12 protein-coding genes and 1 tRNA gene are annotated in these 13,817 nt (G+C 70.6%); 9 read left to right on the forward strand and 4 right to left on the reverse strand.

Going from position 1 to position 13,817, the window contains the following annotated elements; genetic code table 11:
• Window positions 1-68: 68 nt before the first annotated feature.
• Window positions 69-1,247: an extracellular solute-binding protein gene (locus ACN9MP_RS18495; RefSeq protein WP_426322635.1), complete on the reverse strand. Its 1,179-nt coding sequence runs from the start codon at window positions 1,245-1,247 to the stop codon at window positions 69-71.
• A gap of 87 nt (window positions 1,248-1,334) precedes the next feature.
• The gene (locus ACN9MP_RS18500) at window positions 1,335-2,369 is read right to left on the reverse strand and encodes an ABC transporter ATP-binding protein (RefSeq protein ID WP_426322637.1); all 1,035 of its coding nucleotides are present in this window, start codon (window positions 2,367-2,369) and stop codon (window positions 1,335-1,337) included.
• Window positions 2,370-2,491: 122 nt separating this feature from the next.
• Between ACN9MP_RS18500 and ACN9MP_RS18505 the strand changes: the two genes are divergently transcribed.
• The 4 genes from ACN9MP_RS18505 to ACN9MP_RS18520 all read left to right on the forward strand — a co-directional run bounded on the left by ACN9MP_RS18505 (window position 2,492) and on the right by ACN9MP_RS18520 (window position 5,796).
• Complete coding sequence (locus ACN9MP_RS18505) at window positions 2,492-3,277, forward strand: FadR/GntR family transcriptional regulator (RefSeq protein ID WP_426322639.1); 786 nt, start codon at window positions 2,492-2,494, stop codon at window positions 3,275-3,277.
• Window positions 3,274-4,026 carry a cache domain-containing protein gene (locus ACN9MP_RS18510; RefSeq protein ID WP_426322641.1) on the forward strand — a complete coding sequence of 251 codons (753 nt, stop codon included), beginning with the start codon at window positions 3,274-3,276 and terminating at the stop codon, window positions 4,024-4,026. The genes ACN9MP_RS18505 and ACN9MP_RS18510 overlap by 4 nt, the downstream gene beginning before the upstream one ends.
• A gap of 61 nt (window positions 4,027-4,087) precedes the next feature.
• Window positions 4,088-5,017 (forward strand): hypothetical protein, encoded by a 930-nt coding sequence (locus ACN9MP_RS18515; RefSeq protein WP_426322643.1) that lies wholly within the window; start codon window positions 4,088-4,090, stop codon window positions 5,015-5,017.
• Complete coding sequence (locus ACN9MP_RS18520) at window positions 5,014-5,796, forward strand: hypothetical protein (RefSeq protein ID WP_426322645.1); 783 nt, start codon at window positions 5,014-5,016, stop codon at window positions 5,794-5,796. Before ACN9MP_RS18515 ends, ACN9MP_RS18520 begins: the two co-directional genes overlap by 4 nt.
• 39 nt (window positions 5,797-5,835) lie before the next feature.
• Here ACN9MP_RS18520 and dcd read toward each other — a convergent pair whose 3' ends face one another.
• A complete protein-coding gene (gene dcd / locus ACN9MP_RS18525; protein ID WP_426322646.1) occupies window positions 5,836-6,441 on the reverse strand; it encodes a dCTP deaminase in 606 nt (201 codons plus the stop codon).
• A gap of 79 nt (window positions 6,442-6,520) precedes the next feature.
• Here dcd and ACN9MP_RS18530 point away from each other — a divergent pair.
• The 4 genes from ACN9MP_RS18530 (at window position 6,521) to ACN9MP_RS18545 (ending at window position 11,306) form a co-directional block, all read left to right on the forward strand.
• Window positions 6,521-6,594: transfer RNA gene (locus ACN9MP_RS18530), tRNA-Gly, on the forward strand.
• Window positions 6,595-6,713: 119 nt separating this feature from the next.
• Window positions 6,714-8,195, forward strand: coding sequence for an HNH endonuclease (locus ACN9MP_RS18535; RefSeq protein ID WP_426322648.1), 1,482 nt, complete (start codon window positions 6,714-6,716; stop codon window positions 8,193-8,195).
• Between the two features lie 104 nt (window positions 8,196-8,299).
• Window positions 8,300-10,816, forward strand: a complete 2,517-nt coding sequence (locus ACN9MP_RS18540) for a CHAT domain-containing protein (RefSeq protein WP_426322650.1) — start codon at window positions 8,300-8,302, stop codon at window positions 10,814-10,816.
• A 61-nt stretch (window positions 10,817-10,877) separates the two neighbouring features.
• Complete coding sequence (locus ACN9MP_RS18545; protein WP_426322652.1) at window positions 10,878-11,306, forward strand: pyridoxamine 5'-phosphate oxidase family protein; 429 nt, start codon at window positions 10,878-10,880, stop codon at window positions 11,304-11,306.
• Between the two features lie 49 nt (window positions 11,307-11,355).
• Here the strand turns inward: ACN9MP_RS18545 and ACN9MP_RS18550 are convergent, their stop codons facing one another.
• Entirely contained in the window at window positions 11,356-12,228 is an 873-nt protein-coding gene (locus ACN9MP_RS18550) for a carbohydrate kinase family protein (RefSeq protein ID WP_426322654.1), read from the reverse strand.
• A gap of 104 nt (window positions 12,229-12,332) precedes the next feature.
• Here ACN9MP_RS18550 and ACN9MP_RS18555 point away from each other — a divergent pair, with 104 nt between their 5' ends.
• On the forward strand, window positions 12,333-13,796 hold the full coding sequence (locus tag ACN9MP_RS18555) for a glutamate--cysteine ligase (protein WP_426322656.1): 1,464 nt from the start codon (window positions 12,333-12,335) through the stop codon (window positions 13,794-13,796).
• Window positions 13,797-13,817 lie beyond the last annotated feature (21 nt).

Raw genomic sequence — 13,817 nt, forward strand, 5'->3', positions numbered from 1 at the left:
CTCCGGAGTCGGTCTCGCTTCGGCGAGCCGGGGCGGCAGCATCCGTCGCCCCGGCTCAGCGAGCGGGATCAGCCCTTGATCTCGGACCAGGCCTCGGTCCAGCGGGCGTAGTCGACGCACTCGACATCGGTGCGGCCGTCGACGCACTCGGCGATCGGCGTGGTCCAGTACCAGATCTGCGATGCGTAGTCGGCGTCACCGGCGTGGTAGGCCTCGCAGTCGTCGCGGTAGTCGCACGCGGCGTCGCTCGAGGGGGCCTCGCCGAAGTACGCCGTCGCCTGCGCGTTGACCTCGGGGCTGGCGATCCAGTCGAGCCACGCGTAGGCGCAGTTGGGGTTCTTCGCGGCCGACGCGATCATCCAGGTGTCCGACCAGCCGGTCGCGCCCTCCTCCGGGAGCACCGCATCCGTGGAGGCACCCTCCGCCGCCAGCGAGTTCTGGATCACCTGCCAGGTGGTGCCGGCCACCGAGTCGCCGGTCTCGAACGCCTGGATCTCCTTGAGGTAGTCCGACCAGTACTCGCCGACGTGCTGGCGCTGCTCCTTGAGCAGGTCGACCGCCGCCTGGAACTGGTCCTCGTCGAGCGCGTACGGGTTCTCGATGCCGAGGTCCGGCTGGTGGGCCATCAGATACACCGCGGCGTCGGCGATGTAGATCGGCGAGTCGTAGGCCGTGATCTTGCCCGAGTACGCGCTCGCGCCGTCGAACACGACATCCCACGACGTAGGCGCCGGGGTGACGACGTCCGTGTTGTACAGGAGCAGGTTGGCGCCGTAGCCGTGCGGAACGCCGTACGACTGTCCGTCGACGGAGTTCCACTCCTTCTCCTTGAGGAAGTCGTACACGCCCTCGTAGCTCGGAATCAGGCCGGTGTTGACGGGGGCGACGTCGTCGGCGGCGATGAGGCGGAGGGTCGCGTCGCCCGAGGCCGCGACGACGTCGTAGTCGCCCGTCTTCATCAGGTTGACGGCCTCGTCGGAGGTGCCGTAGGACTTCGACGTGACCTGGCATCCGGTCTTGTCCTCGAAGCCCGAGACCCAGTCGACATCGGGGTCGTTGCTGCCGTCTTCGACGTAGCCGGGCCACGCCAGGATCGAGACCTGTCCCTCGTAGTCGCCGAGCTCATCGGCCTGCTCGGACGGCGCGGCGCCACCGCCGCTGGACGTGCCGCAGCCGGCCAGGACCGCGAGCGACCCGACCGTCAGGGCGGCCGCGGCGATCCGCGATCCACGTGATGTGCGCATCATCGTTCTTCCTCTCAGTGCTCTTCTCGGGTTGTGCTGTGTTGTGCTCCGGGGCGCCGCGGGCGCCCAGGTCTTGGGTGGTGACAGGGCTCAGGTGCCGGGCGGGATGAGCGGGACGACGTCGTCGTCATGCCATGTGACGTGCACGCGGTCGCCGCGGTCGTCGTCCGAAAGGCGCCCGCGATCGTTGCGCTCGAGCACGGTCACGCGCATGCCGGCATCCAGATCGATGACGCGACGGATGCCGCTTCCCACGTAGATCGACTCGATCACGGTGCCCTCGGCCGAGTGCTCGCCGGGCGCCGAGGCCGGGGTGGAGGCCAGGGTGAGCTTCTCGGGACGGATCGAGTGCTCTCCCTCCCGCCCGATGAGGGTGGTGGAGCGCTCGTGGTCGAAGAGGTTCGAAGTGCCGACGAAGTCCGCGACGAAGCGCGAGGTCGGGCGCTCGTAGAGGTCCTGCGGGGTGCCCAGCTGCACGATGCGCCCTTCGTGGAACACCGCGATGCGGTCGGAGAGCGTCAGCGCCTCCTCCTGATCGTGGGTCACGAAGATGAAGGTGATGCCGAGGTCGCGCTGGATCTGCTTGAGCTCGACCTGCATCTGCTCGCGCAGCTTGAGGTCGAGGGCGCCGAGCGGCTCATCGAGGAGGAGCACCTTCGGCTCGACGACGGTGGCCCGCGCCAGTGCGACGCGCTGGCGCTGACCTCCCGACAGCTGCGACGGCTTTCGCGCGGCCATCTGGTCGAGCCGTACCGCGGCGAGCGCCCGCATCGCGAGGTCGCGGCGCTTGCTGCGACCCATGCCCCGCACCCGGAGGCCGTACGCCACGTTGTCGAGCACGCTCATGTGCGGGAAGAGGGCGTAGTCCTGGAACACCGTGTTGACGTCGCGATCGAACGGCGCCTTCTTCGTCACGTCCTGGCCGAAGAGCTCGATCGTGCCGGACGTCGGCTGCTCGAAGCCGGCGATGAGGCGCAGGACCGTGGTCTTGCCCGACCCCGAGGGGCCGAGCATGGAGAAGAACTCGCCGGCGCCGATCTCCAGGTCCACATGATCGACGGCGGTGACGGCGCCGAACTCCTTCGTGAGTCCGGTCAGCCGGACGGCGGGCTGCTGCTCGGTCATGACGTCTCCTTCGATGCCGATGGAAGTAAATCATATGGATCCATATGTCAAAAGGGGGACGCGGGTGTTACGGTCGTGTCACGGTCCGCGCTCGAGCAGCGCCCGCGAAGCAATGGAGTCCCATGCCCCACGCGACGGGAAGAGTCGACGCCGCACGTGCGGTCGTCTTCGCTCCGCTCGACGGCACGGGCCGCGCCGAGCTGGTCGAGAAGCGGCTCACCGACGCGATCGTGACGGGCGTGCTGCACGACGGCGAGCGCCTGCCGAGCGAGGCCGACCTCTCACGGAGCCTCGGCGTCGCACTGGTCACCGCCCGCGAGGCGCTCGAGGTGCTGCGCGACAAGGGTCTCGTGAAGACGAGGCGCGGCCGCGACGGCGGGAGCTTCGTCACGTTCGACCGCGAGTCGGCCAGGCGCCTCCTCGAGCGGCGCTTGCGCGCGCACAGCCGCATCGAGCTGCGCGACTTCGCGCTGCACGCCTCGGCGATCGCCGGCACCGCCGCCGAGGCCGCCGCAAACCGGGCGAGCGACGACGACATCGAGAACCTGCTGCGCATCGCGGACGGTGCGGATCTGGCGACGGCCGGCGGCGCCCGGCGGGCGGTGACCCGGTTCCAGCTCGAAGTCGCGGCCGTCAGCCAGTCCCCGCGCCTGGTGCACGAGGAGATGCGCCTGCAGGGCGAGACGGGCTCGCTCCTCTGGATGTGCCTGCGGGAGCAGGAGTACCGTGACCGCAGCGCCATCGCACGCATCCGAGTCATCGACGCCATCCGCGACGTCGCACCCGAGGAGGCGCGCGCGGCCACTCTCGCACACATCAACAGCGCCTTCGAATGGCTCATCGACGAGCGAGCGCGCGTAGACGCGCGCACGGAGGACGCGGCATCCGACCCGAAGGACATGCCATGACCACCACCACGACCCGGTCACCGGCCGACGTGGCGATCAGCGTTGCCGCGACGATCGATGACATCTTCGCCATGATCGACGGCTGGCGCGACCTGCTGCAGTCGGGGCTGACGTCGGCGGGCGAGCTCACTGCCGAGACGGTCGATGCGCTCAGCGAGACCTTCGCCGTGCCGGCCGTGACGGGCGAGACGCTGCTCACCGGCGCAGGCTTCGTCGCGGCGCCGGGCGCCCTGAGCGACGCCGAGTGGCACCTCGCGTGGTGGCTCGGCACCACCGGAACGCCGCGGACCGCCCGGCGGCTGGCCACGATCGACGACCCCGCGCACGAGCAGTTCCGCGACTACACGGCGCTCGAGTGGTGGCGGGTTCCCGCGACCACCGGCGCCCGGCACCTCACCGGACCGTATGTCGACTACGTCTGCACCGACGACTACACCGTCACGATCACGACGCCGGTGGTGCTCCACGGCGCCATGGTCGGAGTGGTCGGCGCGGACGCGCTGGTCGACCGGCTGGAGCGCGTGCTGCTGCCCGTGCTGCGCGCCGGTGAGACTCCCGTCACCCTCGTCAACGCCTCGGGCCGCGTCGTGACCTCGACGGACGCGCGGCGGGAACCGGGATCCATGCTCCGCGACGACGGCCTCACCGCCGCCGTCCGCGCGTTGTCGCCCGAGCCGGTGCGCCTCGCTGATGGCACGGTGGTGCTCCCCTGCGGCGACACCTCGCTGGCGCTCGTCGTGGGACGGTAGCGCACCCTCCGGTTCGCCGGTGCCGCCCGATCGCCCGCTTCCGTGAGGCAGGATGGCTTCGATGTCAACGCCGACCGACCCTTCGCTCGATGAGTTGCGCGCCCTCCAGCGGCGCGCGTACGGCCGCGACGCCGATATCGACGACGATCCCGTGGCGATGGCGCGGCTGAGGCAGCTCGAGGCCGAACTGTCGGCCGCGCGGGCGCCCGCGACCGAGTCCGAGACGGCCGGAGACGAGGCGGAGCCGGATGCTGCGCCGGTCGGCGATGCGGATCCTCGGGCGGTTGTGACGCCCGCAGCGCAGGATTCACCCGCGCGCGACGGCGCCCGGTCGCCGGCGGATTCGGAGGTGCGCGTCGACCCCGTCGCGGGCGGCCTCGCAGGCGACGGCACGAGCGATGATCCCGGCGGGGGAGCCCTGGAGGGGCGTATCGACGGCACGAGCGATGATCCCGGCGGAGGAGACGCGGATGCGGTGGCGGCACGGCCGTGGTGGCGCCGGCGGGTCCCCGTGCTGTGGGTCGGATCGGTCGTGGTCGCGCTGCTTCTCGGCGTCGGACTGACGCTCCTCGTCCAGTGGATGGAGGCGGGCAGGATCGACGTCCTGCAGGAGGACGCCGACGCCCGATGGCCGGGTGAGGTCTTCGGCTCCCGCCCGGAGGGCGGTCGGCAGTTCGAGGAGTTCCACGGCCTCACCGTGATCAGCTTCCCGCAGGACTTGGGGACGGGCTCGGGCGGGACCCAGATGTGTCTGTACGTGCTGACCGCGCCGGACGGCTCCGGCTTCGGCGGCGGCAGCTGCGGCGCCGGCGCCTTCCCGGCGACGGCGTCGATGTTCGTCGACAGCACGTCTCCGCGCGAACTGCGCGATCGCTTCGCCGAGGGCACGGCGCTCCAGTTCGTGCTGGAGGAGGCATCCGTCCACGTCTACGCGCGGGAGCCCGGAGTCCCCGGGCTCTCCGGAACGGAGGGCGGGGAGGGCCGGTCATGACGCTGCACGAGGGATCCACGACCGACGAGCTGCGCGCCCTGCGCGCGCGGGCGTACGGCCCGCATGCCGACATCGCCGAGGATCCGGTCGCGCTGCGGCGACTTCACGAGCTGGAAGAGCGGGCTCGCCCGGGGACGTCCGACGCGATGGCTTCCCCGTCGGAGCGCGACGGCGAGCAAGCCGGCATCCCTCACGGAGCGGGAGAATCCCCGCGGGCGTCGGCGCCCGAGGGTCCGGCGGCGCCCCCCGGCCCCGATCCTGGACGGGACCATGGCGGGGCTCCTCTTGCCGCCGGAGCAGGCCGCCCACCGTGGTGGCGGCCGGCGCGACGGCGGATGCTGTGGCTCGCGTGCATCGCGGTCGCCGGCGTGGCATCCTCGGCCGTGACGCTCGCGGTGGCGCCGCTCGCCGAGGGACAGGTCGCGGTGCTCCAGGTGGACCCCGATGCCGAGCAAGCCCCCGGCGTCTTCCCCGGAACGAGCGACGCGATCCTCTTCGAGGATTTCTACGGCATGACCGCCGTCCTGGTGAAGCAGGACTGGAGCCGAGGGGAGGTGCTCGACTGCCTCTTCGTGCGACGCACGGCCGGCGACGCCGACCCCGCCACGGGCGGGTGTGCCGGCGACGGCTTCGCGCCGACCGCCGGATTCGTCGTCTCCGACTCGTTGCCGCAGCAGCTGCGGGATCGGTTCGCCGACGGCACCGCGCTGCAGTTCCGGGCGGACGGCTCAGAGGTGCACGTCTACGCGAAGAGCCCCGTCATCCAGCCGACGCCGTGAAGGTCGTCGTGCCGCATCGGGTCGTCGCACCGTGGGCGTTCAGGCGCCGCGGCTCCCGGCATCCGTCGCCCCCACGTCCGTGCGGTGGAAGTTCTGGAACGAACGGGATGCCGTGGGCCCCCGCTGACCCTGGTACCTGTTGCCGTACGGGCCCGAGCCGTACGGATTCTCGGCGGGCGACGACAGGCGGAAGTAGCAGACCTGGCCGATCTTCATGCCCGGCCACAGCTTGATGGGGAGGGTCGCCACGTTCGACAGCTCGAGCGTGACGTGTCCTGAGAACCCGGGATCGATGAACCCCGCCGTGGAGTGGGTCAGCAGGCCCAGGCGTCCGAGCGAGGACTTGCCCTCCAGGCGCGCCGCGATGTCGTCGGGCAGCGTGATCTGCTCGAACGTGGAGCCGAGCGCGAACTCCCCCGGGTGCAGGATGAACGGCTCGTCGGGCTCGACCTCGATGAGCCGGGTCAGGTCGGGTTGGTCCACGGCGGGATCGATGAAGGGGTACTTGTGGTTGTCGAAGAGCCGGAAGTAGCGGTCGAGCCGCACGTCGACGCTCGAGGGCTGCACCATTCCGGGCTCCCACGGGTCGAGCGCGATGCGGCCCCCGTCGATCTCGAGCCGGATGTCGCGGTCACTGAGCAGCACGCAGTCAGCCTATCCGGAGGGTGCTGTTATGCTGGCCGGGCGCTGTAACAGGCGCGCGAACGCCGGGATCCCGGCGTCCGGGGCTGTAGTTCAATGGCAGAACTTCTGCTTCCCAAGCAGACAGCGCGGGTTCGATTCCCGTCAGCCCCTCCACAGCATCATCGCCGGTCTCTCTGGAATCACTCCCCCGCAACCCGGGCAGTGAGCGTGAGTTATCCACAACGAGCATGATCGGCCGTCTGGATGTCGGCGGTCGTTCGTATCTTTGTTCTATGTTCACCTCCGCACCGGTGTCGCCAGCGACGCGATTGACGGATGCCGTCGCCCGCGTCGTCGGCCGGCTCGGCGCCGACGCCACCGATGTAGCACGGCTCGACGACGCGGAGCTTCTCGACCTCCTCGCCGACACCACCGAGGCGCGGAAAGCCCTGGAACTCGTGGTCGCGAGCGCCTCCGCCGAGGTGTCTCGTCGGTCCGCCAGGGATCTCGGTTACGGCGGCCTCGCGCAGCGCAAGGGACTGAAGACCGGAGCGGCGCTGGTGCAGCAGATCACGGGGCTCGGTCGCGCCGACGTGAAGCGTGCGGTGCAGTCCGGTGAGGAACTGGCGCCCTCGGCTCCCCCCACCGGCCCTGCAGACGCGCGTGCGGATGCCGCCCCCGCCGGGCCGGAGTGGCTGCAGCTTCTCCGCGACGCATTGGCGTCCGGCGCGCTGACCCAGGCCCAGTTCCACGCGATTCGCACGGGGTTGGGAGAGCCGCCGGTGGAGCGGTATCCGGAACGGGACGCGGACTTCCTTCCCCAGGCGTGGGCCCGTGCCGTGCGCGCGCTGCTCGACGAGGTGGCGACGCAGCCCGTGGAAGACCTCCGCAACCAAGCCCGCGTGGCTCGGGACCGGCTCGATCCCGCCGGTGTGACGCTCCGATTCGAAGAGCGTTTCGCGGCACGATCATTCCGTCGATGGGTCGACGAGAGCGGCCGGCGTCACGCCCACATCCTCTTCGACGATGAAGCGGCTGCGTGGGTGGACTCGATGCTGCAGTGCGCGCTCCGGCCGCGGCGCGGTCCGCGGTTCGTGGGCGCGGACGCCGCGGAGAAGGCCCGTGCGGCCGAGCTGGATCACCGCACGAACGACCAGCTGCAGTACGACACGATCATGGCCGTCCTCCGAGCGGGCGCGAATGCCGACCCGCAGCAGGCGTTCGGCGACCGGCAACCCGGAGTGCGCATCCTCGTCGAGGCGTCGGCGATGGCCGGTGCCGACGAGCGAGGGGCGATGCGGGTGACCGGCGTCGGCCACCTCGAGGACGGCGGAGCAGCCCTTCCCGGCGGAGTCGTCGAAGCGCGCCTGTGCGACTCCGGTGCAGTGCCTCTCGTGTGGGGAGCGGACGGGCGACCGCTCGACGTCGGGCGCGAACTGCGCCTCTTCACTCGCAGGCAGCGGATCGCGATCGCCGCCCGTGACGGTGGCTGCATGTGGCCGTCGTGCGCGGCGCCCATCTCGCAGTGCGAGTACCACCACATCGATCATTGGTGGGAGCATCACGGTCGCACCGACATCGACGATGGCGTACCGCTCTGTCGCAACTGCCACCTCCGTCTGCACAACCAGCGGTGGCGCATCACCCGGAGCCGCGATCCGATCACCGCCCTCGACACCTACTTGCTGCAACCGCCACCCGCGGCGGTCACGGGTGAGATCGGCGACGCGGTCACCCTCAGTTCGAAGTCGCCCCGCCGCTTCGTCGCGGTATGACGGTGCTCTCGCGTCTCGTGCCCGTTGGGTGGACAATGTGTTGACGCCGACGGACCGCCGCATCGGCGCCTGGGGACAAGCGCACTTCATGGCCTGGGAGTGACGTGAAGACGGTTTTCGAACTGGAGATCAGCACCGGCGGCGCCCCCGGGGCGTGGTCGGTGCGCGTGGTGCGCTCGGCGGGCGGAGGAGCGTCCAGAACCTTCGAGCTCGACGTCGACACTCTCGTGTCGCAACTGCCGAACCTCGAGACCGCAGTGCTCGCCTCGGTGGTGCCGGCACGACGTGTGCTGCACGCACCGGAGGCCGCGATCCAGCGCGTGGGCGTAGAGCTGTTCGACGCCGTTTTCCGTGACGACGTGCTCTCCGCATACCGGGCGAGCAAGGCGATCGCGACGGAACGGCGCGAAGCCCTGCAGATCAGGCTGCGGCTGGACGAGCCCTCGCTCGCAGCGCTGCCGTGGGAGACGCTGTTCGACCGCACCGAGGCCGCCTACGTCTGCCGCCGCGATCCGCTCGTGCGGCAGATCGACGCACCCGACGCGCTTCCCGCCCTCGACATCGAACCCCCGCTGCGCATCCTCGGGATGGTGTCGGCGCCCTCCAACCTTCCCCGCCTGAATGTCGAGCTGGAACGGGAACAGCTCGAGAGCGCACTGGAGCGGCACATCGACGAAGGACGGGTGTACCTGGAGTGGCTGGAAGACACGACCTGGGCGAGCCTGCACGAACGCCTGCTCGCCGAGCCCTGGCACGTGCTCCATTTCGTGGGACACGGCGACTATGCCGCCACCGCAGACGAGGGCGTCCTCGCATTCACCCGGCGTGACGGCCGCGCCGAGCTCGTCGGGGCGTCTGCCCTCGCCGATCTCCTGGCCGAGGCCGACCCGATCCCACGACTCGTCGTGCTCAACTCCTGCCAATCGGCGTCCGGCGGCACCGACGATCTTCTCTCGAGCACCGCGGCCGCACTCGTTCGCAGCGGCATCCCGGCGGCCGCGGCCATGCAGTTCACCATCAGCGACGACGCCGCGATCGCCTTCACCGAGGGCTTCTACGCCGCGCTCGGCTACGGACGCACCGTCGACGAGGCGGTGCGCAGCGGACGCATCCGCATCCTGGGGCTCAGCAGCACGACGCTCGAGTGGGTCACACCGGTGCTGTACGTGCGCGGTACCGACACGCGGCTGTTCACGATGGTGCCGCCATCCGGCGCCCGACCCCCGACGGCCGCGATGGCACCCGCCGCCGAGCGCCCTCCGCGAACCGGTCCGCCGGCACCCGAGCAGGCGGACGCGGGGGATCCGACTCGCATCGATCCCGAGACACCACCGCCCGAGGTGGCCGCCGGCGTCGGCCCTGAAACGGCTCCTTCGGGGGCGCGTGAACCTTCCCACGAGGACGAACCGGCACCCGACGCCGAGCCGCTGCGCGACATCGAACCGCTGACCGTGGGCGATCTGTCACAGGTCGCCGGCCCGCCCGAGGCCGGCGAACGAGCATTCGGGGGCGAGCCCGCGCACTCGTCCGAAGCGCTGTACGAAAGCGAACCCCCTCGCGCGGGCCGGCTGACACACGATGGCGAGCCATTCCCGGCCCTCGACGCGCACGGGAACGAGCGGCCGGAGCATGGCGGACCACCTCCCGACGATGTGCCACCGGTGTCCTCGTACGGGGACGAGCCGCCACACGGCATCGAGCCGCCCGCTCCGCCGCCGGCACCGGCCGTCACGAAAGAATCGCCCGGAACACCCCACCGGCGTCGTGTGCTGCTTGCCGTGGCCGGCGGAGCAGCCGCACTGCTCCTCGTCGTCGTCCTGGCGATCGTCTTCTGGAGCCTCGGCAATGACGTGAGCCCCCCTCCGGACACCTCGCCGACGGAGGTCACTCCGACCCCCGCGACGACGGTGACCGCCGTTTCAGCGACGGAAGCATGGACCCCTGCGCCCGCCTCGTGCGAGCCCGGCCTCGTGCTCGACATCAGCGCGACGGGCACGGTCGAGTACTCCGGCGGCGCCACCTCGGGGCCCAACGGAGTCCCGGGGATGTTCCCCGCCACGAATGTCGTGCCGGACGCCGCGCACGCCGCACTCATCGGCCGAGTCGGAGACGGCGCACCGTTCTATGTCGGAAATGGGCGGACGCTCATCTGCGACGACGAGAACGCGCTGGCCTTCGGTCTGAACGACACCGGCCTCGCCGATAACGCGGGCTCGTACTCGGTCTCCGTGACGACCCGGCCCGATCTCGATCCGCTCGTGGTCGAAGAGACATCCGTGACCGTCCCCGCCAACGTCGCATGGACCGAGACCGGCCGCTCGTGCACGCCGGGGTCGGCGCTGCGCGTGACCGCGACGGGACAGACCTCGTTCGAGGGAGGCGGAGACGACGACCGGGCGGGTGCAGACGGCAACGCGAGGCCCGGCACTCTCGTGCCGGCCGCGCCACACCGCGGACTGCTCGGTCGCATCGGCGAAGGAGAGCCGTTCTTCGTCGGCTCGAGCGCCGTGATCCAGTGCCCGAGTGAGGGGATGCTGCTCCTCGGCCCCAACGACAAGGGCGTGAACGACAACAGCGGGGAGTACGTGGCGACGATCACGCACGCACTGCCCCCGCTGTGATCGAACATGCAGCGACCGGATGCACCTGCACGCTGCCGCGCCGCTGTCGTATCGTGAGCGAGTGAGCTTCGATCCGAGCGACGTCGCCGCAGTCGTGGCCTTCGTGCGAGCGCAGGCACAGGGCGTCGTCGCCACCGTGTCGCCCTCGGGATCGCCGGAGGCAGCCCTCGTCGGCCTGGCGGCACTCGACGACGGAACGCTGATCTTCGACACGCCCACCGGATCCCGCAAAGCCGAGAACCTCCGCCACGACCACCGGGTCGCCGTCGTCATCGGCACCAACGGCGTCTCGGTCCAGATCGAAGGCTTCGGGATGATCGCGCACGGCTCCCACCGAGAGCAGTACGGTGCCGCCTACCACGCGGCGTTCCCCGCATCACGTGCCCTCGAGCCCGGCTTCGCAGTCGTCGTGGTGCGACCCTCCTGGGTCCAGGTGTCCGACGCCTCCGAGCACGAACGCCCGGCAACGGTCACCGAAGCCCGCTGGTGACCGCGGAGCCGTCCGTCACCACCCGCAGCGCCTCCCGCGCCGCAGAACCCTACTCGCGCCCGGCCAGTACGGGGTGCAGGTGCTCGGAGGAGAGAGCCACAACCGCCTGACGGGCACCGGCGTCGAGGCATCCGTCCAGGTCCGATCCTGCGAGGGAGGCCGCCAGAAAGCCCGCGAAGAACGCGTCGCCGGCCCCGTTGCTGTCGACGACCGTCACCGGCCGCGCGGCCGCGCTGGCCCGCTCGCCCGATACGCTGAGCGCGATCGCACCACGCTCGCCGAGCGTGCACACCGCAAGGCGCGGACCGCGGTCGAGACAGCTCTGCATCAGCGCCCACGGGTCGTCGGTGGCGTCGTCGTTCATGAAGACGACGTCGGCCGCACGCAGGAACGGCTCGTGGAACTCCGACGATCCGCCGAAGTCGTGCAGGTCGGTCCAAACCGGGGCCCCGGCCGCACCGGCCAGGCGTCGTTCCGCGATCGCCGCACCCACCTCGCTGAGGTCGACCACCGCCACGTCCGCGGCCGCCATCGCGGCCTCGATCCGATCGATGTCGCCGACGGATGCCGCGGACGGCGTCGCGAGATAAAGGCTCACCCTCTCCCCCGCCGGCGTCATCAGGTTCGCGTGCCGCTCGGTGCGATCGGAGGCATATGCCTCGATGCGCGCACCAGCCGCGCGAAGGGCGCTCGACACCAGAGCACCCTCATCGTCGGCACCCAGCAGGGCGTGCAGGGTCACATCGAGACCGTGGTCGGCGAGGTGGAGCACCTTGCCCGCCGAGGTTCCGCCGAGGGTGTGCAGATCCCCCAGCGCGAACTGCATGTGCGGCGACGGCTCCGGCAGGCTGTCGAGGAGGATGAGGTGGTTCCACGAGGCCGGACCGCAGACGACGACCCGAGAGTCAGGCACGAGGGGCATCCGCCCAGTCAACCAGCACGCGGTCGATCGCGTCGCCCGGGTGGGTCCCCACCGCTCCGCGGCGCGAGGGCGCGGAAAGCCTGCGTGCTCGCTAGAGTTCCGCCATGGGGGAGGACGTCCCGGCACAGGAGTTCACCCGCGCCGACCGCACGCGTCATCGTGAGAAGGTCCGGCGCAACCTCGACGTGTTCGCGCGGATGCTGCGCGAAGCGCACTTCGACACCGACGACCCGTTGACGGGCCTCGAGGTGGAGCTGAACCTCGTCGACGAAGCGGGCGATCCGGCGCTGCGCAACGCCGAAGCCCTCGCGGCGATCGCAGACCCCGCGTTCCAGACCGAGCTGGGTCAGTTCAACGTGGAGATCAACGTGCCGCCCGCCCGGCTGCGCCAGAACGGCCTGCGGACGTTCGAGGAAGGGCTCAGACGCAGCCTCAACAACGCCGAGGAGCGGTCGGCGAGCGTCGGGGCGCACCTCGTGATGATCGGCATCCTGCCGACACTCGCCGAAGGACACCTGCGGCCCGACAGCATCAGCGCCAACCCGCGCTACCGCCTGCTGAGCGAGCAGATCCTCGACGCGCGCGGGGAGGACATCGCGATCTCCATCATCGGCGCCGAGCGGCTCACCACGACATCGGAGTCGATCCTTCCCGAGGCGGCCTGCACGAGCACGCAGCTGCACCTGCAGACCTCGCCGGATTCCTTCGCCGCGTATTGGAATGCGTCGCAGGCGATCGCGGGCGTGCAGCTGGCGACGTCGGCGAACTCCCCGTACCTGCTGGGCCGGGAGCTGTGGCGCGAGACCCGCATTCCGCTGTTCGAGCAGGCCACCGACACCCGCAGCGAAGAGCTCAAGGCGCAGGGGGTGCGGCCGCGCGTGTGGTTCGGCGAGCGCTGGATCACCTCGGTCTTCGATCTCTTCGAGGAGAACGTGCGCTACTTCCCCGCGCTGCTTCCGATCGTGCACGACGAGGACCCCATGGACGTGCTCGAGGGAGGCGGCATCCCCTCCCTCTCAGAGCTGAAGCTCCACAACGGCACGGTCTACCGGTGGAACCGGCCGATCTACGACGTCGCGGCCGGGGTGCCCCACCTGCGCGTGGAGAACCGTCTGCTCGCTGCCGGGCCGACCGTCGTCGACACCATGGCGAATGCGGCGTTCTACTTCGGCCTCGTTCGTGCGATCGCCGAGAACGACAGGCCGCTGTGGTCGCAGCTCTCGTTCAGCGCCGCCGAAGACAACTTCCACATCGCGGCACGCGACGGCATCGACGCCCAGCTGTACTGGCCGGGCGTCGGGCAGGTTCCCGCCACCGAGCTGGTGCTGCGGCGTCTGCTGCCGCTCGCGCACGAGGGTCTGCGGGCATGGGGCGTCGACGGGGCCGAGTGCGATCGCCTGCTGGGCATCATCGAGGGACGCTGCCTCACGGGGGTGACGGGCGCGGGCTGGTTCACCGACCGGATGCATCGCCGCACCGACATGGAGCGCTACGACGCCCTCCGCGCCACCCTGCTGGAGTATCGCGCGGCGATGCACACGAACGAGCCCGTGCACACGTGGGAGTGAGATCCCGGCCGGTGGCGATGT

This window comes from Microbacterium sp. E-13 (assembly GCF_049912955.1).
Classification (GTDB): domain Bacteria; phylum Actinomycetota; class Actinomycetes; order Actinomycetales; family Microbacteriaceae; genus Microbacterium.

Excerpts from the sequence above, each read along its gene's own strand:
- ACN9MP_RS18550 (WP_426322654.1), bottom strand. The coding sequence starts at position 12,228 with ATGCCCCTCGTGCCTGACTCTCGGGTCGTCGTCTGCGGTCCGGCCTCG.
- ACN9MP_RS18515 (WP_426322643.1), top strand. The coding sequence starts at position 4,088 with ATGTCAACGCCGACCGACCCTTCGCTCGATGAGTTGCGCGCCCTCCAG.
- ACN9MP_RS18535 (WP_426322648.1), top strand. The coding sequence starts at position 6,714 with ATGTTCACCTCCGCACCGGTGTCGCCAGCGACGCGATTGACGGATGCC.
- ACN9MP_RS18520 (WP_426322645.1), top strand. The coding sequence starts at position 5,014 with ATGACGCTGCACGAGGGATCCACGACCGACGAGCTGCGCGCCCTGCGC.
- ACN9MP_RS18495 (WP_426322635.1), bottom strand. The coding sequence starts at position 1,247 with ATGATGCGCACATCACGTGGATCGCGGATCGCCGCGGCCGCCCTGACG.
- ACN9MP_RS18500 (WP_426322637.1), bottom strand. The coding sequence starts at position 2,369 with ATGACCGAGCAGCAGCCCGCCGTCCGGCTGACCGGACTCACGAAGGAG.
- ACN9MP_RS18505 (WP_426322639.1), top strand. The coding sequence starts at position 2,492 with ATGCCCCACGCGACGGGAAGAGTCGACGCCGCACGTGCGGTCGTCTTC.
- ACN9MP_RS18510 (WP_426322641.1), top strand. The coding sequence starts at position 3,274 with ATGACCACCACCACGACCCGGTCACCGGCCGACGTGGCGATCAGCGTT.
- ACN9MP_RS18555 (WP_426322656.1), top strand. The coding sequence starts at position 12,333 with ATGGGGGAGGACGTCCCGGCACAGGAGTTCACCCGCGCCGACCGCACG.